Below are 22,156 nucleotides of genomic sequence, written 5' to 3' on the forward strand. Positions count from 1 at the left end.
ATCTTGAACAAAGAACTTGATTTAGTGATTGCTAAGCAATAAACTTCGACTCAATAATCTAATCCGTTAATAACTCTTTGGACCGTAAGTAAGGCATACGATGAATACATCGTGAATAAGACCCGAAAGCACCACAACAGTTTGCTGGCGACAATAGCAAGAGTGAACCACCTGATCCCTTCCCGAACTCAGAAGTGAAACCTCTTAGCGCTGATGGTAGTGTGGCACTTGCCATGTGAGAGTAAGTCATCGCCAGCTTTTAAATTAGAACACCCCCAACCTAACGGCTGGGGGTGTTTTTTATTGGACGGAATTTTATATACTGGATATTTATTTAAGATTGAAGGGCTTTCTGATATGACTTGGATCGTTGTGCAAAGCTTTTCTTTTCCCTATGAAGCTCAGATTGCTAAAACGCAATTAGAAGCAGCTGAAATTCCAGCACGTATTGAAAATGAACATACCATTAATATGGATTGGCTTTACTCCAATGCTTTAGGTGGTGTGCGATTATTAGTGCCTGAAAGCTATGCAGAAGAGACTAAGGCATTACTTGCTCAAGATTTTAGTCAAGAATTAGAACAACAGTTTGGATTAAGCGAAAGCTGTCCTAATTGTGGCAGTACTGATATACAACCTTATACAGAAGGTAAACGCCCCGCTTATGTGGTTTTTCTATTGTTGGGTTTTCCGCTCTTTTCTTATAAAAATGGAATGAAGTGTCGGCAGTGCCAACATTTTTGGATTTAATGCCGTATAGCAAATCAGCAAAAAGTTTTAAATCATCAATGATCTTTATATGCTCAAATTAAAACAAAAAGAGTATTTAAATAATGAAGATTGCCAAGCATATTTTATGGATAGACTGTACTGCGGCTGCATCTGCTGGGCTGATTGTATTGCTTGCCGTACCATGGTTAAGTCAACTCTATCATTTACCTAAGGAGATTATTGTTTTCGTAAGTTGCGCGAATCTCTTATACGCAAGTTATTTATTTATATTAGCTAATTATAAAAAACGCTCAATATTCCTCATCAACATCTTGGTAATTGCAAATAGCATCTGGGGCTTGGTTTGTCTGTCTATGCTTTGGCGATTTTGGCAAGAAATGAAGATCTTTGCAGTGATCCATATTGCTGGAGAGGCTATCTTTGTTGGTGCTTTGGCTCGATTGGAATATCAATGGCGACATCAACTTACATTTTCTTATCATGAAAGAAATAACTAAATTAAGTGGACATCACTTAAACAGCTTTGTCTAATAGGGTAGAACATAATAAAAAAGGAAAATAAGATGGAATATCAAGGAAGTTGTCATTGTGGAAAAATCACTTTTGTTGCACAAGGGGATTTGATTGAAGCAATGTCGTGTAACTGCTCGATTTACCAAAGAAAAGGTTCTTTATTGTGGTTCTTACCGACAGATAAAGTTGATATCTCAGTTCAAGAAGATGTTTTAACTCGTTACCAATTTAATAAGCATGTGATCGACCATTATTTTTGTAAGATCTGTGGTATTCATCCTTATGCAACAGGCATTGATCCGCAAGGGAATCAGATGTATGCCATTAATATCAGATGTATCGAAAATTTAGATTTGGAAAGCATCAAAATCAATCATTTTGACGGCCGTTCGGTTTAACACTCAAATTCAGAGAATAAAAATGACCAAGAAAAAGCAATTAAATGCTGAACAGACGATCGTGTTGTTCGAGATATTAAAAAAGCGTTTTGAAGCCAATATGCATCGGCATCAGGGCTTGAGTTGGGTGGATATCGAGGAACAGTTGAAACAGCAACCCGAAAAGCTATGGGTATTGAATCAAATGGAAGAGACAGGCGGGGAGCCAGATATCGTTTCACTTGATTCTGAATCAAGTGAAATCATCTTTTATGATTGTACTGTAGAAACACCAAAAGGGCGTAGAAGCCTTTGTTATGATCGCGCTGCTTTAGATGCACGTAAAGAACATAAGCCCGAAAATAATGCGGTCGATGTGGCCGAAGCCATGGGAATTGAATTGCTCGCAGAAGAACAATATAAACAATTACAGTTGGTTGAAAATTTTGATTTAAAAACCTCGAGTTGGGTCAAAACACCCGAGGATGTAAGAGCTTTAGGTGGCGCAATTTTCTGTGATAGTCGTTATGGTCGGGTTTTTACTTATCACAATGGCGCTCAATCTTATTATGCGACCCGTGGGTTTCGTGGTCGATTAAAAATATAGTTTTGTGATTCGATTATCCTTGACATGTTTTTTTAATCTTTAATTTTGCCAAGCGCTTGCTTGGTTTTTCTGGTTTTGCTACTTTAGTGCTCATTCAATAAACAATGATCAATAATTGCTAGGAAGCAGAATATGCACCTTAATCCTTTGTACTATAACGAGCAGCATCTTGAATTTGCCAAGAGTATTCGACGTTTTGTTGAAAAAGAAATTTCGCCTTTTATCAATGAATGGGATGAAAGTGAAACCTTTCCGCGAGAGCTCTATAAAAAAGCCGCAGATATTGGTCTATTGGGATTAGGATTTGAAGAGCAGTATGGTGGGATTGCGGGTACAGATGCATTTTATACCTTGTTATCTTCGATTGAGTTAGCAAAATGCGCTTCGGGTGGCTTAGCTGCTTCTTTACTGTCGCATACCATTGGTGCGCCACCAATTCAGCACTTTGCCAACGAAGAGGTTAAAGCCCAAGTGCTGCCTCAGATTTTATCAGGTGAAAAAATCTCGGCATTGGCAATTACTGAGCCGGGCGGTGGTTCAGATGTTGCTTCGCTTAAAACTAAGGCTGTGCGAGAAGGTGATTATTTTCTGGTAAGTGGTGAAAAAACCTTTATCACTTCAGGGATGCGAGCTGATTATTATTCAGTGGCAGTGCGTACTGATCCAAATGCCAAAGGAGCAAATGGTATTTCAATGCTTCTCATAGATGCGCATAGTGCAGGAATTACTAAAACCAAACTGGATAAGATGGGATGGTGGGCATCCGATACGGCACATCTGCATTTTGATAATGTCAAAGTGCCTGCTAGCCATTTATTGGGTCCAGAAAATATGGGCTTTCTGGTGATTATGAATAACTTCAACATGGAGCGTTTTTTCCTTGCTGCCAGTAGTTATGGCTTTGCTTTGACTTGCTATGAAGAGGCATTGGATTGGGCACAGCAACGCCAAACCTTTGGTAAGCGTCTAGTTGATCATCAGGTGATGCGTCATAAGTTGGTAGATATGGCAACTCGATTGACTGCAACACGTGCTTTACTCGAGGATACAGCTTATCGCTTGGGCAAGCCTGAATTGCAAGGTAGTGAACTGATTGCCCAGATTTGTATGCTGAAGAATGTTGCCACTCAAACTATGCAATTCTGTGCCGATGCTGCGGTACAAACACTCGGAGGCATGGGTTTTATGCGTGGTACTAAGTCTGAACGCATTTATCGTGAAGTGAAGGTGAATATGATTGGTGGTGGTGCAGAAGAAATTATGAAGGATTTAATTAGTAAACAATTGGGTTATTAAACTCATTTCATACTTGATTAAAAGTGCGGTTAAAACACCGCACTTTTTCATTTTTGAAATTTATTCTAGTTCAGCTAATTCTTCTAAAGAAATTTGACGGATTTCAAAGATGGGTTGTTTTAGAAATGAATTCAGTGCTTTGATATCAATAAATCTTATGCTGTCTAATGCAATACCTTCGATACTATCTTTTTCAGCATCATAGCGAATATCTGAAGTCTGTTCGATAAACTGTTTCAATAATAATGGACTATCACTTAACTCTGAAAGTGGTTTGTTCATCAAGGCTTCGAACTCATAGTCCATCGCATAAATATTGGATTCCCAAGATACATCACTAAAATTCTCATCTTGACTAGAGATAATGCTGCCAGTCTCATAGCCAGAGAAATAGTCTTCTTCTGAATTGATCCAAAGTACATAGCAAGGTTGTGTCGCATCGATTTCTAAGAGTTGATACCAGACGATACCTGAAATTTGGGCAAATTCGAAAGCATCATCTTCATTCAGCTTTGGAATTTCACCATCTTCGATATCAAACTTTTTGCCTGTTTTTTCTAATACCAAAGCTTCAAGTTTTTCGTAGATTTCATCATCTACTTCGCCATTGCCGATGTCATAGTTACAGAGTTCATCATAATATAAGCCCTCAACAACTAAGGTTTTATAGGCCTTTTCTGCTTCAACTTTATCTGTATAAATCTGTTTGATTGCCCCAGTTGAAACGCAGTTGGTTAGATGCCATTCGTCATTATAGGCAAAGTCATTTTGACGAATCACGTATTGGATATTGCTCATTTTTATTTCCCCTTAAGTTAAGCAATTTTAGTTTTTAATTCTTGCAGCTTAGCTGCACTAGGCGGCACAGTCATGCCATTGTCCATCCAGAGTTCAAAACGCATCGGATTGAAAAAGAAATCGGGACAAATATCAAAATCAATCAATTGGGCTTCACTTTTTCCCATCATGGGAAGAATGGTATTGATAAACCAACTATTGTGGGTGATCAGTAACGACTTTAATTGTCCAGTCACTGATAATGGCGAGAGCAGGGTTGCCGATAGTTTTGGATCATTAATCACATCAGCATGGAATTTCTCTAGGCGTTTCGCTAACCCATCTGTAGGGATATCCTGCATCGCTGCAACAAAATCACCTAAAGTTGGAATAAAGCGGTGATGGAAATCAACCAATAGGTGATCTTTTTCACACAGGTCTTTCACTTCAATGCTTTTACCTGCACTATTTTCGAAGTGATGTCCAAAGATCGGAATAATGACTTCCTGAACACCCCAAAAGGTATGCAAGATACGATGGCGATTGTCGGTACACAACATTTTGGTGCTGTCGATTAGAGCATGAATATCAATATAATCTTCAAGCTCGCCCCCACGACGTTTCACCGAAATATTGGCATGTTGTACTGGATTCATTTTTACGAATTCTTATAATCATTTGATGTTTAAGAACAATAGCAGCTTTCTGATACAACGAACATAGATAAATAGGTGTGAGCGATAAGCTGTGTCGTACTTAAATTAGAATCATTTTTTTAGAATGCCTGATATTTTTTATCGGTCCAATCTACATTTAAAATTGCCCAACGCTCATGATCTTTCCACTCTTTTCCACCAACGCGCAGGTACTGGCGGGAGAAGCCTTCTTTTATAAAACCTGCATGTGCAACAAGGCGAATAGAGAGTAGATTGTCTGGTTGGATATTGGCTTCTAGTCGATGCAGGTTTAGAGTTTGAAATGCTTCTTGTAAAACCAATTGCAGCCCTTGTCGCATGTAGCCATGTCCTGCATAAGGAGAAAAGGCTTCATAACCCAAGTAAGCAGAATGAAAGTAACCTCGAACGATATTGGAGATATTAAAGGTGCCAACAATGGCATGATTTTCTTTCAAGCAGACAAAGTAACGATGTTCTTGTGCGAGATATTGTTGAAAGTCTGTTGGTGGATAGGTCCATGGTTGATGGAGTTGGAAACTATTTTGGTAGGCAAGTTTGATTTCAGCTAAATCGCTAAGTTGAGGCTTACGCAAATAGATAGCACTCATTTCACTGCCATTTCCAAAACCATTTCAGTCAACTCATCAATTTTGACTTTACCCTCAGGTCTGTACCACGTCACCGTCCAAGAAATTGAGCCACCGAGCAAACGACGCCAAATAAAAGCATCGTGTTTCACTTTGCCTTGAGCACGTAATTTTTCAATCACGTCTAACCAAACTTGCTCATATTCATTTCGCATTTTCAAAAGATAATCTTGTTTTTCTTTAGAAAGCGCAAACCATTCGTGTACCAATACGGCCATAGCTGCACCTGTATCACCTGCAATGGAAAGTAATTCAGCTTTGATGAGATGACGTAACTGCTGCTCAGGATCATTGGAGCGTTCGGCTGCTTCTTTTAAACGGGCGAAGTTATAGATAATGGTTTGTTCCATGACTGTCGCAAGAATCTCATCCTTGCTTTTAAAGTGATGAAACAGGCTGCCTGATTGAATGCCAATAAATTCACCGAGTTGACGAACTGTAGTTTTGTCATAACCTTGCTTATAAAACAGATAGGCAGCACCTTGCAGTAAACGTCCACGTGGACTGTCATCAAAACAAACAATCTTGGGTATTTGCTCAATTGAGGTTGCGATCATATCTAAGTCCTACAGCAATGTGGCAGTATGATAGGTTAATTAGGAAGCTCTACCAAATCATAAACCTTAATTTTTTTATAAAATAAGAATTTGAATTCTATATAGCGTACAGAATAACAGGTATCAGGATTTATAAGTGTATTGAAATCATTGATTTGCTTTCCTATTGGAGAGTTTTTTCCTCGAATATAAACTTCTGAAAATGTATTGTTAATAATAAAATAATCACTATATGAAAATTCTTTTGAATTTTTAGGTTTGTATTTGACAGTTGTGTAATAGGTCATACAGCCATAGTGAAAATTTTGTTTTTTAATTTCTTGATTAAGGTAGTTATTTACAATAATCATCTGAAAATAAAAAATATATATGAAAGGTAAGATAAAACTTAGAATGAAAAGAATAAAAGCAATGACTTTATTTTTCGGAATATTGGCGAAAAAGATACCTAAAAATAAGATGAGCAAAAAAATAATTAATTCTGCTTTTTCATAGAGAAGAAATAAAACTTCCAGATAGTGGTTTTGAAGAAAACTAATTAAAAGCATTTTTTATTTCACATGGCTAGGTAGCATAATTTTTTTAGAAAATTTATTCCAAATAACAAAGCATTAGCAAGAACTATTATTTCTATTTTTATACCATAGCATTATGCACTTTACAAACCAAGCACTTGCTTGGTAATGTTAAGGCGTTTTTAGCAATAACAATGAGAAAGCGCATGACAACTGTCAGACAGGATGACCAGAGGTTAGTTAAAATTGGGTGTGCATCAGGATTCTGGGGCGATACCAACACTGCTGCATTTCAGTTGGTGCATCTGAGTGATATTGATTATTTGGTCTTTGATTATCTGTCAGAAATCACCATGTCGATTATGGCCAAGGCGATGATGATGGACCCAAGTCATGGGTATGCGCTGGATTTTGTTAGTCGAGTCATGGCACCACTGATCAATAAAATTGCTGAGAAAAAAATAAAAGTGATTAGCAATGCCGGAGGGGTAAATCCACTGGCTTGCCGTGATGCCCTACAGAAAATTATTGATGAAAAAGGCTTGGATTTAAAAGTTGCAGTGGTATTGGGTGATGATGTATTGCCGAAGCATGCTGAATTATTAAACCAAAATGTGCGAGAAATGTTTAATGGCGATGCCTTGCCTGCACATGTTGCCAGTAGTAATGCCTATCTCGGCGCTGTTGCGATTCGTGATGCCTTAGATTTGGGTGCAGATATTGTGATTACTGGCCGTGTGGTCGATTCAGCGGTTGTGCTTGCTCCATTATTGCATGAATACAAATGGTCACTGGATGATTATGACAAGCTGGCACAAGGTTCATTGGCAGGGCATGTGATTGAATGCGGTGCACAATGTACTGGTGGTAATTTTACCGATTGGCGTTTGGTTCAAGGCTTTGACAACATGGGTTTTCCAATCGTAGAAGTCAGTGCTGATGCTTCATTTATCGTGACCAAGCCGAAAGGGACAGGTGGCCTCGTTTCAACTGCGACTGTGGCAGAGCAGATCGTTTATGAAATTGGCAATCCGCAAGCCTATCTTTTACCTGATGTGAGTGCTGATTTTAGCCAAGTCCATTTAGAGCAGGTGGGCGAACATCAAGTCAAGGTGATAGGTGCAATAGGCCGTGCACCAACTCAGCAATATAAAGTGAGTGCCACCTATGCCGATGGTTATCGTGTCTTGGTCAGTTTCTTGATTGCGGGTCGTGAAGCGCCTGAAAAAGCCCAAGTGATTGCCGATGCCATTCTGAATAAATGTGAACGGGTGTTAGCACTACGTTCAGTCCCTCCATTTAGTGAAAAGTCGGTTGAGATTCTTGGGATTGAAAGTACCTATGGTGCTCATGCCCGAATCAAAGACAGCCGTGAAGTGGTAGTGAAGATCGCGGTAAAGCATCTGTTTAAAGAAGCTTGTATGTTCTTTGCCTCGGAAATTGCCCAAGCCTCTACAGGGATGGCACCTGCATTGGCGGGAATCGTCGGTGGTCGACCTAAAGCCTCGGCAGTGGTGAAGCTATTTTCTTTCTTGATTGATAAAGATCAATTAAAGGTAGAAGTCGACTTTGCAGGACAGCGTTATCCCGTTCAAATCCCCGTCGGACAAGCTTCACAGGACTATATGCAGCATCTCGTTGGTGACGTAGCCGTATATCAAGGTGATGAGATTGAAGTTCCTCTCGTTGAAGTTGCACATGCACGCAGTGGCGATAAGGGCAATCACAGCAATATTGGGGTGATTGCACGTCAAGCTGAATATTTACCATGGATTCGCGCGGCACTGACTGAGGCCAATGTTGCGACATATATGCAGCATGTTTTAGATCCTGAAAAATCAAAAGTGATTCGTTATGAACTACCTGAGATGCATGCACTTAATTTCATGTTGGAAAATGCATTGGGCGGTGGTGGGATTGCCAGCTTACGGATTGATCCACAAGGTAAAGCTTTTGCACAACAATTATTAGATATGCCGGTGAAAGTGCCTGCACAACTGTTAGAAAAATATTAAGGATGTAAACATGGGTTATCAATCAATTTTCAGGGCCGATGCATTTGCTGCCAAAGTCATTATCGTGACGGGCGGTGGTTCTGGTATTGGCCGTTGTACTGCACATGAGTTGGCTTCTTTAGGCGCACAAGTGATCATCACAGGCCGTAAAGTTGAAAAACTAGAAAAAGTCAGCCAAGAAATTCTGGAAGATGGAGGCAAAGTCCATTTCATCGTCTGTGATAACCGTGATGAAGAGCAAGTTAAAAACATGATTGCCGAAGTTATTGAAAAATTTGGCAAGCTCGATGGTTTAGTCAATAACGCGGGGGGGCAATTTCCTTCTGCATTAGAGAATATTTCTGCCAATGGTTTTGATGCCGTGGTGCGCAATAACCTACATTCTACCTTTTACTTGATGCGTGAAGCCTATAACCAGTGGATGGTAAAGCATGGTGGTAGCATTGTTAATATGACTGCCGATATGTGGGGTGGTATGCCAGGCATGGGGCATTCAGGTGCAGCGCGTTCAGGTGTTGATAACTTGACCAAAACTGCTTCAGTAGAATGGGGGAAATCTGGGGTACGTGTTAATGCCGTTGCACCAGGTTGGATTATTTCTTCGGGCATGGATAACTATAGTGGTGATTTTGCCAAAGTGATCATTCCAAGTTTAGCGAGTAATGTGCCATTAAAACGGATGGGTACCGAGTCAGAAATCTCCTCAGCGATTTGCTATTTACTTTCAGATGCTGCTGCTTTTGTATCTGGTGTCACCCTGCGCATTGATGGGGCTGCTTCACAAGGTACACGCATGTACCCATTGGCAGATGCGACCAATAATGAAGCCTTTAATGGTTTCCATCGTGCTTTTATTCCTGACATATTCAAAACAGATGGAGAATAAAGATGAGTATTCTCCAATCTGAGATTGCAGTAGGTAGTGAACAATACCAGCAAAATCGAGAGGCTTTGTTAACACAGCTGGCTGAAGTGCGTGCGGTGCAGCAAAAAAGCATCGATAAATCTTATGCAGCAAAACCTAAGTTCGATAAGAAAGGCAAAATCTTGCCGCATGAACGTATCCGTTTACTGTTAGATGCAGATTCACCTTTTGTGGAGCTATGTGGTCTGGTGGGCTACAACATGCATGATGACAAAGATGGTTCCGAAGCAGGCGGTGGTGTGATTGCAGGCATCGGTTTTGTCAGTGGTGTACGTGCGCTGGTTTCTGCCAGTAACAGTGCCATTAAAGGCGGCACCATGTCACCAATGGGGGTGCATAAAACCCTACGCCTACAAAAGATTGCACTAGAACAAAAGTTGCCGATGGTGACCCTGACCGAAAGTGGCGGGGCAAATTTGAACTATGCGGCTGAAGTATTTACCTATGGCGGAATGACCTTTGCCAATCAGGCGCGTTTATCTGCGGCAGGCATTCCGCAAGTTGCAGTAGTACATGGTAATGCAACTGCTGGTGGTGCTTATCAACCGGGTTTGTCTGACTATGTGATTGCAGTACGCAAACAGACAGAAATGTTATTGGCAGGACCACCATTGTTATTGGCGGCAACAGGGGAAGTGGCGACTGCGGAAGAACTGGGTGGGGCAGAAATGCATACCCAAGTCTCAGGTGTTGCAGAATATCTAGCTGAAAATGATGCAGATGGTATTCGTTTGGCGCGTGAGATTTTCGAGCATCTCAACTGGAAAGAACAGACCGCGCAATCTACTCAGAATTATAAAGAACCGCGTTATGCTGCTGAAGAGCTATTAGGTATTGTTCCGCAAGATCCAAAGCAACCTTTTGATATGAAAGAGATCATTGCACGGATCATCGATGATTCAGATTTTCTAGAATTTAAACAAGAATATGATGCTTTAACCGTATGCGGTTGGGCCAAAGTGGGTGGACTACATATTGGCATTATTACCAATAATGGGCCGATTACCCCACAAGGGGCAGCCAAAGCAGCACAGTTTATTCATCTGTGTGAGCAGACTCAACGCCCACTTTTATTTTTGCATAACACCACCGGTTTTATGGTCGGAACTGATGCAGAGCAGAACGGGATTATTAAACATGGTTCCAAGCTGATCCAAGCGGTTGCCAACGCGACAGTACCCAAGATTTCGATTGTGGTGGCAGGCTCTTATGGCGCGGGTAACTATGCCATGTGTGGTCGTAGTTTGTCCCCGCAATTTATCTTTGCATGGCCAAACTCTCATGTCGCAGTAATGGGCGCAGCACAAGCAGGTAAAGTCTTGCGTATCGTAGCTGAGGGCAAACAAAAAGCCTCGGGAATGGAACCGAATCCGCAGATGCTGGATTTCTTGGAACAAAGTACAGCGATGAAATTGGAACAACAGTCGACGGCTTTATTTAATACCGCAATGCTGCATGACGATGGCATCATCGACCCAAGAGATACCCGTAAAGTATTGATATTTTTATTACAAACCATTTATGAAGCACAACAACGTGAATTAAATCCAACACGATTTGGTGTGTCGAGATTTTAATAATCCCTCCCGACCTCCCTTTTTAAAGGGAGGAGTTCCCCTCTTTAATTAAAGAGGGGTTAGGGGAGATTAAATTTAAGGAAAAAAACAATGAAATTTACCGCAGAACATGATGCTTTACGCCGTACCACACGCCAGTTTGTTGAAAATGAATTAAACCCATTTATCCCAGAGTGGGAAGAAGCGGGCCGTTTTCCGATTCATGACGTATTTAAGAAAATGGGAGACTTGGGTTTATTGGGGATTTGTAAGCCTGAAGAAAATGGCGGTTTAGGACTCGACTATTCGTACAACCTTGTGGTGGCCGAAGAGTTAGGCCGCGCTGCTTGTGGTGGCGTACCCCTAGCGATTGGCGTACAGACTGATATGGCAACCCCTGCACTGGCACGTTTTGGCAGTAAGGAACTACGAGATGAGTTTTTAAATCCTGCGATTCGTGGTGAATATGTCGCTTCGATTGCAGTCTCGGAAGTGCATGCCGGTTCTGACGTGGCAGCCATCAAAACCACTGCAAAAAAAGATGGTGATGACTATGTGATTAATGGCAGCAAGATGTGGATTACCAATTCACTGCAAGCCGATTTCTTTTGTCTATTGGCCAATACTTCTGACGATAAGCCACACGTCAATAAATCCATGATTATTGTTCCTGCAAAAACGGCAGGGATCAGCTTTTCAGAACCCTTAAATAAATTGGGGATGCGCTCCACCACCACGGCACAGGTCTATTTCGACAATGTACGTGTACCACAACGTAACTTGGTTGGGGTGGAAGGCATGGGCTTCATGATGCAAATGATGCAGTTCCAAGAGGAGCGTATGTGGGCCTGTATCAATGCGGTGGGGGGCATGGAAAAAGTCATTCAGCAAACCATTGACTACACCAGAGAACGAACCACTTTTGGTCAGCCTTTAATTAATAATCAGTATGTACATTTTCGTTTTGCTGAACTGATGACAGAAGTCGCTGTATTAAAAGCCCTAACGCTTCAAGCCTGTGAACAGCATATTGCGGGTGAAGATGTCACTTTAATGGCCTCAATGGCGAAGCTGAAAGCAGGACGCTTAAGCCGTGAAGTGGCAGACAGTTGCCTACAATATTGGGGTGGTAATGGCTTTATGTGGGATAACCCTGCATCACAACTGTTCCGTGACGGTCGTTTAGGTTCGATTGGCGGTGGCGCAGATGAAATCATGTTGGGGATCATTTGTAAGCTCACCGATATTTTGCCGAAGAAACAGAAAAACTAGGAGCAGGAGCATGACAATTACAACTTCTCTTGCAGGCTTAGAGATAGATGACAGCATACAGCTGGAGCAACAAGGCAGCATTTTAACGCTATGGCTGAATCGTCCTGAGAGTCGTAATGCCATGAGTTTAAAGATGGTCACAGCCATTCAACAGGTGTTTAGCCAGATTGTCGATGATCTATCCATTCGCGCTGTGATTTTACGTGGTCAAGGTGGGCATTTCTGTGCAGGTGGTGATATCAAGGATATGGCGGGATTACGCATTGAAGCTGCCAATAGCGGTAGCTTACAGCCTTATGTGGATTTTAACCGTCGTTTTGGTGCCATGATTGAACAAGTGGATCAAGCACCGCAAACCGTTGTGGTGGTTTTGGAAGGTGCAGTACTTGGTGGTGGTTTTGGTCTTGCCTGTGTTTCAGATATTGCCATCAGCCGTGATACCGCTCAGTTCGGCCTACCTGAGACAGGTCTAGGTATTTTACCTGCGCAAATTGCGCCTTTTGTGGTGAAGCGGATTGGTCTGACCCAAGCCCGTCGTTTGGCGTTATTGGGTTTACGTTTTGATGGCAAGACGGCTGTAGATTTAGGTGTTGTTCATCAAGTTGCACAAGATGATATTGAACTGGAAAAACAGCTTACAGAGATAATTCAGCAGATTAAACGTGCTGCACCATTGGCTTCCCGTAATACCAAAGCTTTATTGCATCGGACACTGAATGAGCCTTTAGAGCAGCTTTTGGATGATGCGGCACAACAGTTTGCTCAGGCAGTCGGTGGCGCAGAAGGACAAGAAGGCACCATGGCTTTTATTCAAAAACGTAATCCAAATTGGTTTGACTGAAATTTCCCCCAAACCCTCTTTATTAATTAATAAGAGGGACTTCCTCCGTTAAGAGGTGGATTGAGAGGGATTTCATAATAGAGATAAAACAATGAGTTTTTCAAAAGTCTTAGTGGCAAACCGTGGTGAAATTGCTGTTCGTGTGATGCAAACAGCCAAAGCAATGGGTTATCAAACAGTTGCTGTGTATTCAGATGCAGATGCCAATGCCCGTCATGTCCAACTGGCGGATGAAGCGGTTTATATCGGTGCATCTAAAGTTTCCGAATCTTATTTGTCCATTGCCAATATTATTGAAGCCTGCAAAAAGACAGGTGCGGATGCGGTACATCCTGGTTATGGATTTTTGTCTGAAAATACTGATTTTGCTCAGGCTTGTCTTGATCATGACATCACTTTTATTGGGCCGACCGCTGCTGCGATTGAGCTGATGGGTAGTAAACGTCTTTCTAAAATTGCCATGATTCAAGCAGGTGTACCTTGTGTGCCTGGTTATGAAGGCGATCAGCAAGACCTTGATTATCTAGCGCAACAAGCTGAGAAGATTGGCTATCCTTTAATGGTCAAAGCATCAGCAGGTGGTGGTGGGCGCGGCATGCGTCTGGTCCAACACGCTGCTGAGGTATTGGAAGCATTAAAAACAGCACGTTCGGAAGCAGAAAATGCTTTTGGTTCGGGTGAGTTGATCTTAGAAAAAGCGGTGATTGCCCCAAGGCATGTTGAGATTCAGGTGTTTGGGGATACGCATGGCAATTATGTGTATTTATTTGAACGGGACTGTTCGATTCAACGCCGTCATCAAAAGGTGGTCGAAGAAGCGCCCTGTCCAGTGATGACACCTGAACTACGCCAAAAAATGGGTGAAGCAGCTGTTGCAGCAGCACAGGCGTGTGATTATGTCGGGGCAGGCACGGTCGAGTTTCTGCTTGATCAATCGGGTGAATTCTATTTCTTGGAAATGAATACGCGTTTACAAGTCGAACATCCAGTCACAGAAATGGTCACAGGATTGGATTTGGTGGAATGGCAATTGCGTGTTGCCAATGGCGAAACCTTGCCTTTACAACAACATGAATTGACCCTAAACGGACATGCGATCGAAGTTCGTTTATATGCAGAAGATCCACGTCAGGACTTCCTACCACAAACCGGTAAAGTACTGCGTTGGCAAGCAGCGGGTGACGATAGTAGTTTACCGAATGTTCGTATTGATCATGGCATGCTAGAACATGGTGAAATCAGTCCCTTCTATGATCCGATGGTGGCCAAAGTGATCGCTTATGGCAAGACCCGTCAGGATGCAATTCGCCTGCTTGCCAAAGCGGTTGATGATTGCGTATTACTAGGTGTGAATAGCAATAAGCAGTTTCTTGTCAATTTGTTGCGCCATCCGATCATTGTGGCGGGAGATACCAATACCGCATTTATTCAACAACACTTCCAAGATGATATTAGCCTGCATCAACAAGCTTTACCGCTTGAAACCTTAGCCGTTGCAGCAGCACTGTTTACCCAGAAGAATAAGCAGCAAGTGGCTTGGCAAACGGGTGTCGGTATGCCGTTTCCACTGAAACTGAAATATGCCGATCAGCAGATCTTGCTGCATGTACAAAATGATCAGCAGCAGGTTAAGGTTGAGTTCTGTGATCAACAAGCGACAATCAAGATTGTAAGCATTAGTGATGTGCAGATTGTTTATTGCTGTGACGGTGTTCGACGCAAGCTCGCCTATGTCTTTGATCAGGATCAACTATATTTGGATGCAGCTAATGGTAATGTGCTGATTGAAAATATCACCTATGCAGCACCAGAAGCGGCAGAGGTAGTGGGTGATGGTAAAATTCGTGCACCAATGGATGGGGCGATTGTGAATTTGCTGGTCAATGTCGGAGATTCGGTAACAAAAGGGCAAACCTTATTGGTGCTCGAAGCGATGAAGATTCAGCAGCAAATCAAATCCGACGTGGATGGTGTGGTAGATGAGTTGATTGGTCAAGTCGGGCAACAAGTGAAAAAACGTCAATTGTTATTAAACCTCAGCACGACTTGAGCGTAATCAAATAGAACAAAAAAGCGAGGTGTTATGCCTCGTTTTTAGTAAGTGCAACACCGCATCTAAAGAATGCTCTGAATTCCCCAGTAATTCTTGTATTGCAAATTCGGCCAAGGCTTGTTCATGCGCTAACAAATAGTGGAGAAAGTCTTGTGTGTTGGCATCTGCGTGTTGCTGCATCCGCTCAAACGTTGCCATAAACGGCTGCGTACCTTGTTTCAGTAAATGCATGGACAGTTTCCAAGGCAGTTTGGCCATCGCAATGCCTGATGCCTTGGCCTGTAACTTTACATGCAAACGAATTGTGGCTGTTTGACCTTGTTGGGTTAAGAACTGCTGTAACTTGCGTAGGGTTTGGGTTTCCAGTTTAGCCAGCGTTTGCCATTTTTGTTGCTGCTCAATTGAGTGTGCATGTTTGGCTGCATTTAAAAAGATCAGTTCACCCAATATTTCTGATTCAAGTGCAGTGTTAAGGTCTTGTTGATATTGTGGATAATGCATTCCTTTGATTTCCAAGAATAACAATCGATGGGTTAATCTATTATAAATAGCATAAAAAATATTCAAGACAAGCACTTAACCATCTATAGTTGTCATATAGATGGTTTAAGCTAAATTAAGGAAACATTTTCAAACGTAAATTTTCTAAACGGCTTTGATATTGCTTTTGCCATTCTTCATTTGAGAGTTGTGCTTTTAACGGTTCCATCTCTTGTTGTAACTGCTGCACAGCCTGCTGATATTGATCAACTTGTTGCTGTTGTTGGGTTTCACGTTGTTCACGCTGCTGTACGTCTTGGCGTTGCTGCTCAGTCAGATAACGCTGTTGTAACATTTGTTTTAAGCGTTGTGTTTCAGCAGGACTATGCTGCCCTTGATGAATTAAACCGAGTGCTTGTTCATAAAGCCCCATTTTATTTTCTTGTTGAGTTGCATCAGGATACTGTTTTTGCAGCTCCTCAAAGGCTTTTAAACGTTGTTCAGCACTGAGTTTCTGATTCTGTGCCAAATCATTGTAGGCAAAACGATAAGCTGCATACTGACGCTCTTGCCCAAAGCCCAGCATCGCTTCGGCTTGCCCCAAGGTCTGTTCTCTCAGTTTCCACAATGCATCAAAGCGTTCTTTTGGCGATAAGGAGGTTGATAACACGGTATTTTGCATCTGCTGTTCATATTGCGGCATGCGTTTTAATAAGCTCTCAACCAAATGTGCAAAGTTTTGATCTGGGTAATTGGCTAAAGCTTTTGCTAAAGCTGCATTACAGTCAGTGACAGGGCAGTTGGCTTTAAAATCATTGAGAAACTCGGTGATATTGCCAGGTTGCTGTTGTAATAGTTTTAATTGCTTCAATAGGGAGTCTTGAAAAACTTCGTCCTTGGTTTTGTTTGGCATGCTTTCATCGCTCATCTGTGCTGATGAATCTTGAGATGATGCAGTGGATTTGGTGTGCTGGATTGCAGCGGAAGAGGCAGTGCTCTTCCAAACTACAATCCCGACCAAGACCACGACAACAATAAGCATTGTCAGCAATAGTCTTTTATTCATACCGAATTCCGTTTATGGGCCGTAATTAAATTGTCCCATCACAGGGAAATGATCAGAAAGATCCCACGTCATATACAGCGGGTCAGCTGTAGTACGTAAGATGCGAACATCATTACGAGACTGAGTCGGTTGACGGTGGTTGTTTGAGGCTACGACATAATCCAGATATTCCACTGTTGCCCCGCCTGAACCTGCAGCCCCAGCCAACTTATTCACGCGTGGGTCAAAGGTAGATTCAGTATAACCAGTACTTGGTGCTGCGGTCGCATTCAGATTGGTCAACATGTCTTGATAATCTTGCGGCCATAACAGTTTATTCACATTGAAATCACCGCCCATGAGTACCGCATCAAAACTTGGAATATTTTGCTGATTCACTAATTGGCGAATTTGTTTGAACTGAACTTGACGCAATGCGCGTGCTGCATCGGTATCAAAAGAGGCTGTATGCGTAGAGGTCACATGGTAAGCCTTACCATTCTTAATGATTTCCGCATACAACACGCCTTTATCCGCAAAACAATCAGTTCCTGTACAATCTGGATAAATCAATTGTGCTGTTTTGACGATTGGATAGCGACTTACAATCACCAAACCACTATCAAATAAGTTATAGCCAGAACCGACTGGAATATGGGTTTGATATGGATACTGTTGTGCCAGTTGATTCAGCATGCCTGTACGTGATGAAGCAAAGGCTTCTTGCATCATAATCACATCGTAACCGTTTAAATGGTTCGGTAATTCAGCCAAGCGTTCGCTGATTTTACTCGCCACCATCGGGAGGGCATAAATATTATAAGTTAGTACCTTTAACTCATCGGCACTGGTTGAAACAGGCTCTTGAACCGTGTTTTGATGAATGGTGTAGTGGAAATCATCATAACCGCCTGTGTACTCCGCTTTCACTGCTGCTTGTGCTGATAAACCAGCATAAGTTGTGTTAATACGATGTACATCACGATCTGAATACCAAGGCGATGTTGTGGTCGCCGTTTGAATCCCGTGTTTAATATTACTGCCCGACCAGGTTCCCGTCATGGTTTGCTTTAGGGTTACTTGTGAATTGCCACTGCTGAGAACAGTATCAAAGTTATAGGTTTTACCAGATTTGATTCCGGTATAACGGTTGATACGTAATACTCGTTTGGTCTCGTACGGTGCAAGTTGAGTCGCTTCCTGCGCCCATTCATTGCCTTGCTGTAAGCTTGCCCCAGTTTGATTGACTTGTATTGATACGGTTTGTGGCGTGGTATTGGTCACGAACACGTAGGAATCAGCCAAGGTCTGTTGGGTGGAAAAACCACTGATTAAGAGCGCGACCCCTGCGCCTAGTTTTAAGCTCTTCAGCTTCATCTTTATCTCTCCATAGTGCTTAATAATATTTGAACAAATACAAACTTTCATTGTTGAAATTATTCATTTGTGAAAATTTTATGATTGTTATTTGTTCGAAAATTATAATAATGAAAAAATATTGCTAAATCATTTAAATTAATGACCATTCATCTGATGTTTTTAAAAACAATGTTTTATTCTGGATTTATGACTTATTTAGGGTTTTTTAAACAAAGTAGGACAGCTAATTAGTGAAATTTATAGCTTATGAAGATTCAAAAATGAAAATTGAAAAGTAAAGTATTATTATAGAAGTTATAAATGACAAAAATCTGACAAGCTTTTACGCCTGTCAGATTTTAGAGGTGAAAAATTAAGCTTGGTCTGCGTCGACAATGGCACCACTGGCTTGCTTTAAGCTATAGAGCAGTTGTCCCAGTAGGACATCTTTATTGCTTAGGGTCACCATCACCATTGGATGATGGGGGGCCGGAATTGAAGTAAGAATCGCCTTACCATTCTCTGCATCCAAGGTAATACTTTGGCATCCCGTCAGCTGGATTTCATTCAGGAAAGCGGTAACCATTGCCAAGATTGAACTACTTACAGCCGCAAGTTTAGTGCTGTTATAGGGGTTTTTCTTGTAAATCGAGGCAAGCTCAAATCCATCGGTAGAGCAGAGCATAATATAATCTACCCCTCGGATATTGGTTAGAATATCGTTGGCCTGACCCTTTGCAAATTGAATCAGCTCTTTGGGTGCCGTACGTTGCTGACTGGGAATACTGAACATAATTCTTCTCTTTATAAAGTAATTAATTTGTTGCTTTTAAATTGACTTCTAATGCTGCTATCAGTGATTCAATCATCAGCAAAATATGCTCTTGTTTACGTGCATCGATAAAAAATAGTGGATAGTGGTATTCATTTTGAATCAACCACTCACGATAAATGGTCGTGGGTTGTCCTTTATTTTCATCAACATGGGTAATGCCAATCGAGATGTTCTGGGTATAGTCTTTGAAGGTGTCTAAATAGCTTTCAAGTTCTTCGATAGGTACTTTACTATTGTGATCGACCAGTAAAATTACCCCCAATGCACCTTGGCAAATCACGGGCCAAATAAAATCAAAGCGTGATTGTCCAGGTGTGCCATATAAACCAACTTTTACACCGTCATCTAATGTAATTTCGCCATAATCAATACCCACCGTAGTTTGCATTTTATTATGAGCCTGACTATCTGTATTGAATGCTTCGGTTGCGAGCACAGGGATTTCTGAAAGCGATTTGATTGCTTCCGTTTTACCTGCGCCCATGCTTCCTGCAAACACAATTTTATATTGTTGGAGAATCATATCAATCCTTAAAGCCCAAAGCGGCGTCTAATTTTGCCGAAAAATTTATTTAAAAAACCTTGTTGTTCAATTGTTTGCTCAGTAGTTTCTGTTTTTAGATAATGACTTTCTGAAGCCGGGATAATGCCGCCATTGTCTGAAAGAATGCAGGCAGCGATAAATTGTTGAACCGTTTGAATAGGAAGTTTTAATTGTGTGGCAACTTGGTACAGTTGGGCTCCTTGTATAAAGCAAGCGGCAAGTAAGAGAGCCGTTTTGCGCTCTGTGCTTTGTGCTGGCTGTGGCCAATATTCGATTTTGTAATATTCATTTTCATTTGGTGCTAAGCGTTGGAATTCCAGCGAATGCCAAAACAGGTTCCATAACCAATCTTGTAGGTTATATTCAACCTTACGTGATACTTTGGTGAAGTTCGATGTCGTTGCGAACTCATATTTAAAGCTTTGGTTGGTTTGTGTATGTATCCGCGTTGGTTCGAGCCATGCAATTTGACTGCGAGTATCGATGATGGCTAGGGTGCCATGATCATCAAACAGATGCAGTCGTGCATTTTCAGGATTTAACATGTCGGTTAAATACTTTGCATTGATCGCATTATGGTTAGAAACGGATTCAACTCTGGGCTGTTGGGCTTGTTGATGGGTGAGGTAGCTTAAAAGGCGAATATGAATCCAGTTTTTTAATGCATCAGTATGCTGAAAAGGCAAATAAAGCGTATTGTGTTCTTCTATGTGCTGTGTACCTTCTCCTTTAGAAACTTTTAAGCAGGGAAGTTTTTTTTGTTCTAAAATTCGTTGAATACCTTCAGTTTCAAAAAAATTTTCATTTATTAGTAATAAGTCGATATTTGGATCGGCAATATTGATCCAGTTAATGCCAAATTCATGAGGTATTGTTTTTCTAAGCTCTATTTTTAATTCATCTGAAACTTTTAAACTTATACCTGAAATTGCGATATTAATGCAATGTCCATTCATAGTATCACTTTAATGTTTTATAAAATATTGGACTGCAAAAAATTAGCCTAATAATACTAAAGACTAATAATAGACTGCTTATATAACTCTTAATTTATTTTAAATAAATAAAATAAGAGTATATATAAGTAGCCTAATATATTAAATGTATTTAAACTTAGAGTTAAGCAAAGTCTAACTCTTTTTCAAAGGTTTTTAATTCGTGACGAGCCATCGCTAGGTTAGATTTAGTGCGGTCTAATACAAGATAAAGGAACAGGTTGCCATTGCTTTCAAGTGGACGGATTAAGTGATATGCCTTACCCAGAGTGATGAGGATATCTTCAATATCATCATTAAGTTTCAGTGAGTTAGCTACACGGCGTTTTGCTCGAACAACTTCAGTATTACCTGCAGCTGCTAGTTCTAAGTCGATTGTGCCCCCACCTTGTGTTGCTAGCGCCAAACCACTTTCTGTGTCTACTAAAGCTGCTGCAACGAACCCATCAATATTTGTTAAGCTTTCTAATGAAATTTTAGCCATGATTTTATCTCTACTAATACATCTTTGTTTATGAATTTATATTTGCCACTTCTGTTTTTGATTAGTTTTCAAAAGTAGTTAATCTCATTATAGGAAACTCTTTTATTAAATCAATCATACTTTAAAATAATTGAAATGACAGGATTGCTAATAATTGACAATTTTTGTCAAATAAACAAATAAAAATATTAATTGAGGATTGGATTTTGTTTTTATTGTGATGTTAAACACATTAATATCTGAATTGGAATTGAATCTTTGATTGTAAATAAATGTAAATTATTTTAATTAAAATAAATTAATTAATATTTTAACTGAGTTTAATTTTTTCTAAGTCTATGATAAAGAAAGTAAACCTACTTTCTTTATCATTTTATTATCGGTTTAGGCTGAAATTAATTGGCAATATGAACAATACAAAAATAGCAAAATGACCAATGCCACAAAAGGAGAAACAATATACGCCCAAGCAGGTGTTACTGGCGCTTCAACTTCGATAGTCTCTTCATGATCATCATGTGCGCTTGGTTGTGCTTGATGAACCATTTGATTAAATTCTTGCATGGTTTCTTCAAGCGACACTTCTTGCTGTACAACAGGTTTAGAACCGAGTAATTCGGTCAGTTGATTGGTTGACCAAACCCAATCCTCAGCTTGGCCAGATAAATGTTCAATTTGACCAACTAAAAGCTCTGTCAATCCTGTTTGGCCAAAGCTCCCTGTTTGATCTAGTTGCTTTAATTCGGCCAATTGTAGCGTCAGTACATCAGAAAGGCTGGCTTCAAGCTCTGAGGCTTTCAGTGTAGATTGATTATGGGCTGAAGTGGTGAGATGGCGAGCAACCTCTTGAATGTAAAGCGGATCAGCTGTTTGAACTTCTTGATATAGTTTTTGTGGATTTTGTTTCCACAGGCTAATCAATTGTCCAAGGGCTAACACGTTCACTTCATCAATATAAGATTGTTTTTCTTTAGGAGAATATTGATTAAAAAGTTGCGGTTTTTGAATTTTAATTTGTTCAGAAAAATATTGAACTAAGTCAAATGCCATCTTG

Annotated in this window: 24 protein-coding genes and 1 rRNA gene; 12 read left to right on the forward strand and 13 right to left on the reverse strand. The window is 40.8% G+C overall.

The features are described 5' to 3' along the window. The first annotated feature begins 143 nt into the window (after positions 1-143). The 6 genes from rrf (at position 144) to FPL17_RS16875 (ending at position 3,525) form a co-directional block, all read left to right on the forward strand. Positions 144-258, forward strand: a 5S ribosomal RNA gene (gene rrf / locus FPL17_RS16850). 99 nt (positions 259-357) lie between these two features. Next, positions 358-750 (forward strand): putative signal transducing protein, encoded by a 393-nt coding sequence (locus FPL17_RS16855; RefSeq protein WP_159886317.1) that lies wholly within the window; start codon positions 358-360, stop codon positions 748-750. Positions 751-833: 83 nt separating this feature from the next. Beyond that, positions 834-1,229: a hypothetical protein gene (locus FPL17_RS16860; protein WP_159886319.1), complete on the forward strand. Its 396-nt coding sequence runs from the start codon at positions 834-836 to the stop codon at positions 1,227-1,229. A 66-nt stretch (positions 1,230-1,295) separates the two neighbouring features. Beyond that, positions 1,296-1,643 (forward strand): GFA family protein, encoded by a 348-nt coding sequence (locus FPL17_RS16865; protein ID WP_159886321.1) that lies wholly within the window; start codon positions 1,296-1,298, stop codon positions 1,641-1,643. A gap of 22 nt (positions 1,644-1,665) precedes the next feature. Further along, on the forward strand, positions 1,666-2,229 hold the full coding sequence (locus FPL17_RS16870; RefSeq protein ID WP_159886323.1) for a DUF4256 domain-containing protein: 564 nt from the start codon (positions 1,666-1,668) through the stop codon (positions 2,227-2,229). A gap of 132 nt (positions 2,230-2,361) precedes the next feature. Then, a complete protein-coding gene (locus FPL17_RS16875; RefSeq protein ID WP_159886325.1) occupies positions 2,362-3,525 on the forward strand; it encodes an acyl-CoA dehydrogenase family protein in 1,164 nt (387 codons plus the stop codon). A gap of 60 nt (positions 3,526-3,585) precedes the next feature. On the opposite strand, the gene FPL17_RS16880 is transcribed toward FPL17_RS16875, so the two are convergent. The 5 genes from FPL17_RS16880 to FPL17_RS16900 all read right to left on the reverse strand — a co-directional run bounded on the left by FPL17_RS16880 (position 3,586) and on the right by FPL17_RS16900 (position 6,731). Next, positions 3,586-4,323: a hypothetical protein gene (locus FPL17_RS16880; RefSeq protein WP_151717166.1), complete on the reverse strand. Its 738-nt coding sequence runs from the start codon at positions 4,321-4,323 to the stop codon at positions 3,586-3,588. Positions 4,324-4,340: 17 nt separating this feature from the next. After that, complete coding sequence (locus tag FPL17_RS16885; protein ID WP_005206389.1) at positions 4,341-4,958, reverse strand: DUF6915 family protein; 618 nt, start codon at positions 4,956-4,958, stop codon at positions 4,341-4,343. A gap of 119 nt (positions 4,959-5,077) precedes the next feature. Further along, on the reverse strand, positions 5,078-5,587 hold the full coding sequence (locus FPL17_RS16890) for a GNAT family N-acetyltransferase (protein WP_159886327.1): 510 nt from the start codon (positions 5,585-5,587) through the stop codon (positions 5,078-5,080). Further along, positions 5,584-6,183 (reverse strand): TetR/AcrR family transcriptional regulator, encoded by a 600-nt coding sequence (locus FPL17_RS16895; RefSeq protein WP_159886329.1) that lies wholly within the window; start codon positions 6,181-6,183, stop codon positions 5,584-5,586. The genes FPL17_RS16890 and FPL17_RS16895 overlap by 4 nt, the downstream gene beginning before the upstream one ends. A gap of 35 nt (positions 6,184-6,218) precedes the next feature. Next, positions 6,219-6,731 carry a hypothetical protein gene (locus FPL17_RS16900; protein WP_159886331.1) on the reverse strand — a complete coding sequence of 171 codons (513 nt, stop codon included), beginning with the start codon at positions 6,729-6,731 and terminating at the stop codon, positions 6,219-6,221. A gap of 173 nt (positions 6,732-6,904) precedes the next feature. Between FPL17_RS16900 and FPL17_RS16905 the strand changes: the two genes are divergently transcribed. The 6 genes from FPL17_RS16905 (at position 6,905) to FPL17_RS16930 (ending at position 15,357) form a co-directional block, all read left to right on the forward strand. Next, positions 6,905-8,713 carry an acyclic terpene utilization AtuA family protein gene (locus FPL17_RS16905; RefSeq protein ID WP_159886333.1) on the forward strand — a complete coding sequence of 603 codons (1,809 nt, stop codon included), beginning with the start codon at positions 6,905-6,907 and terminating at the stop codon, positions 8,711-8,713. A 10-nt stretch (positions 8,714-8,723) separates the two neighbouring features. After that, positions 8,724-9,599 (forward strand): SDR family oxidoreductase, encoded by an 876-nt coding sequence (locus FPL17_RS16910; RefSeq protein ID WP_159886335.1) that lies wholly within the window; start codon positions 8,724-8,726, stop codon positions 9,597-9,599. Positions 9,600-9,601: 2 nt separating this feature from the next. Then, positions 9,602-11,215, forward strand: coding sequence for an acyl-CoA carboxylase subunit beta (locus tag FPL17_RS16915; protein ID WP_159886337.1), 1,614 nt, complete (start codon positions 9,602-9,604; stop codon positions 11,213-11,215). A gap of 90 nt (positions 11,216-11,305) precedes the next feature. Further along, positions 11,306-12,466 carry an acyl-CoA dehydrogenase family protein gene (locus FPL17_RS16920; protein ID WP_159886339.1) on the forward strand — a complete coding sequence of 387 codons (1,161 nt, stop codon included), beginning with the start codon at positions 11,306-11,308 and terminating at the stop codon, positions 12,464-12,466. A gap of 10 nt (positions 12,467-12,476) precedes the next feature. Further along, the gene (locus tag FPL17_RS16925) at positions 12,477-13,307 is read left to right on the forward strand and encodes an enoyl-CoA hydratase/isomerase family protein (RefSeq protein ID WP_159886341.1); all 831 of its coding nucleotides are present in this window, start codon (positions 12,477-12,479) and stop codon (positions 13,305-13,307) included. 91 nt (positions 13,308-13,398) lie between these two features. Next, positions 13,399-15,357, forward strand: coding sequence for an acetyl/propionyl/methylcrotonyl-CoA carboxylase subunit alpha (locus tag FPL17_RS16930; protein WP_159886343.1), 1,959 nt, complete (start codon positions 13,399-13,401; stop codon positions 15,355-15,357). Positions 15,358-15,363: 6 nt separating this feature from the next. Here the strand turns inward: FPL17_RS16930 and FPL17_RS16935 are convergent, their stop codons facing one another. The 8 genes from FPL17_RS16935 to FPL17_RS16970 form a co-directional block, all read right to left on the reverse strand. Then, on the reverse strand, positions 15,364-15,861 hold the full coding sequence (locus FPL17_RS16935; protein WP_159886345.1) for a ferritin family protein: 498 nt from the start codon (positions 15,859-15,861) through the stop codon (positions 15,364-15,366). Between the two features lie 115 nt (positions 15,862-15,976). Continuing rightward, entirely contained in the window at positions 15,977-16,906 is a 930-nt protein-coding gene (locus FPL17_RS16940) for a lipase secretion chaperone (RefSeq protein ID WP_159886347.1), read from the reverse strand. Positions 16,907-16,918: 12 nt separating this feature from the next. After that, positions 16,919-18,262, reverse strand: a complete 1,344-nt coding sequence (locus tag FPL17_RS16945; protein ID WP_159886349.1) for a sphingomyelin phosphodiesterase — start codon at positions 18,260-18,262, stop codon at positions 16,919-16,921. A 355-nt stretch (positions 18,263-18,617) separates the two neighbouring features. Further along, on the reverse strand, positions 18,618-19,037 hold the full coding sequence (locus FPL17_RS16950) for a roadblock/LC7 domain-containing protein (protein ID WP_159886351.1): 420 nt from the start codon (positions 19,035-19,037) through the stop codon (positions 18,618-18,620). Positions 19,038-19,059: 22 nt separating this feature from the next. Further along, positions 19,060-19,602, reverse strand: a complete 543-nt coding sequence (locus tag FPL17_RS16955) for a GTP-binding protein (RefSeq protein ID WP_151716938.1) — start codon at positions 19,600-19,602, stop codon at positions 19,060-19,062. Positions 19,603-19,610: 8 nt separating this feature from the next. After that, entirely contained in the window at positions 19,611-20,579 is a 969-nt protein-coding gene (locus tag FPL17_RS16960; RefSeq protein ID WP_005193217.1) for a hypothetical protein, read from the reverse strand. 163 nt (positions 20,580-20,742) lie between these two features. Further along, positions 20,743-21,102: a roadblock/LC7 domain-containing protein gene (locus FPL17_RS16965; protein WP_005193216.1), complete on the reverse strand. Its 360-nt coding sequence runs from the start codon at positions 21,100-21,102 to the stop codon at positions 20,743-20,745. Between the two features lie 384 nt (positions 21,103-21,486). Further along, complete coding sequence (locus FPL17_RS16970; RefSeq protein WP_159886353.1) at positions 21,487-22,152, reverse strand: hypothetical protein; 666 nt, start codon at positions 22,150-22,152, stop codon at positions 21,487-21,489. Positions 22,153-22,156: the final 4 nt, after the last annotated feature.

The sequence above is a fragment of the Acinetobacter dispersus genome (genome assembly GCF_009884975.1).
Lineage (GTDB): Bacteria > Pseudomonadota > Gammaproteobacteria > Pseudomonadales > Moraxellaceae > Acinetobacter > Acinetobacter dispersus.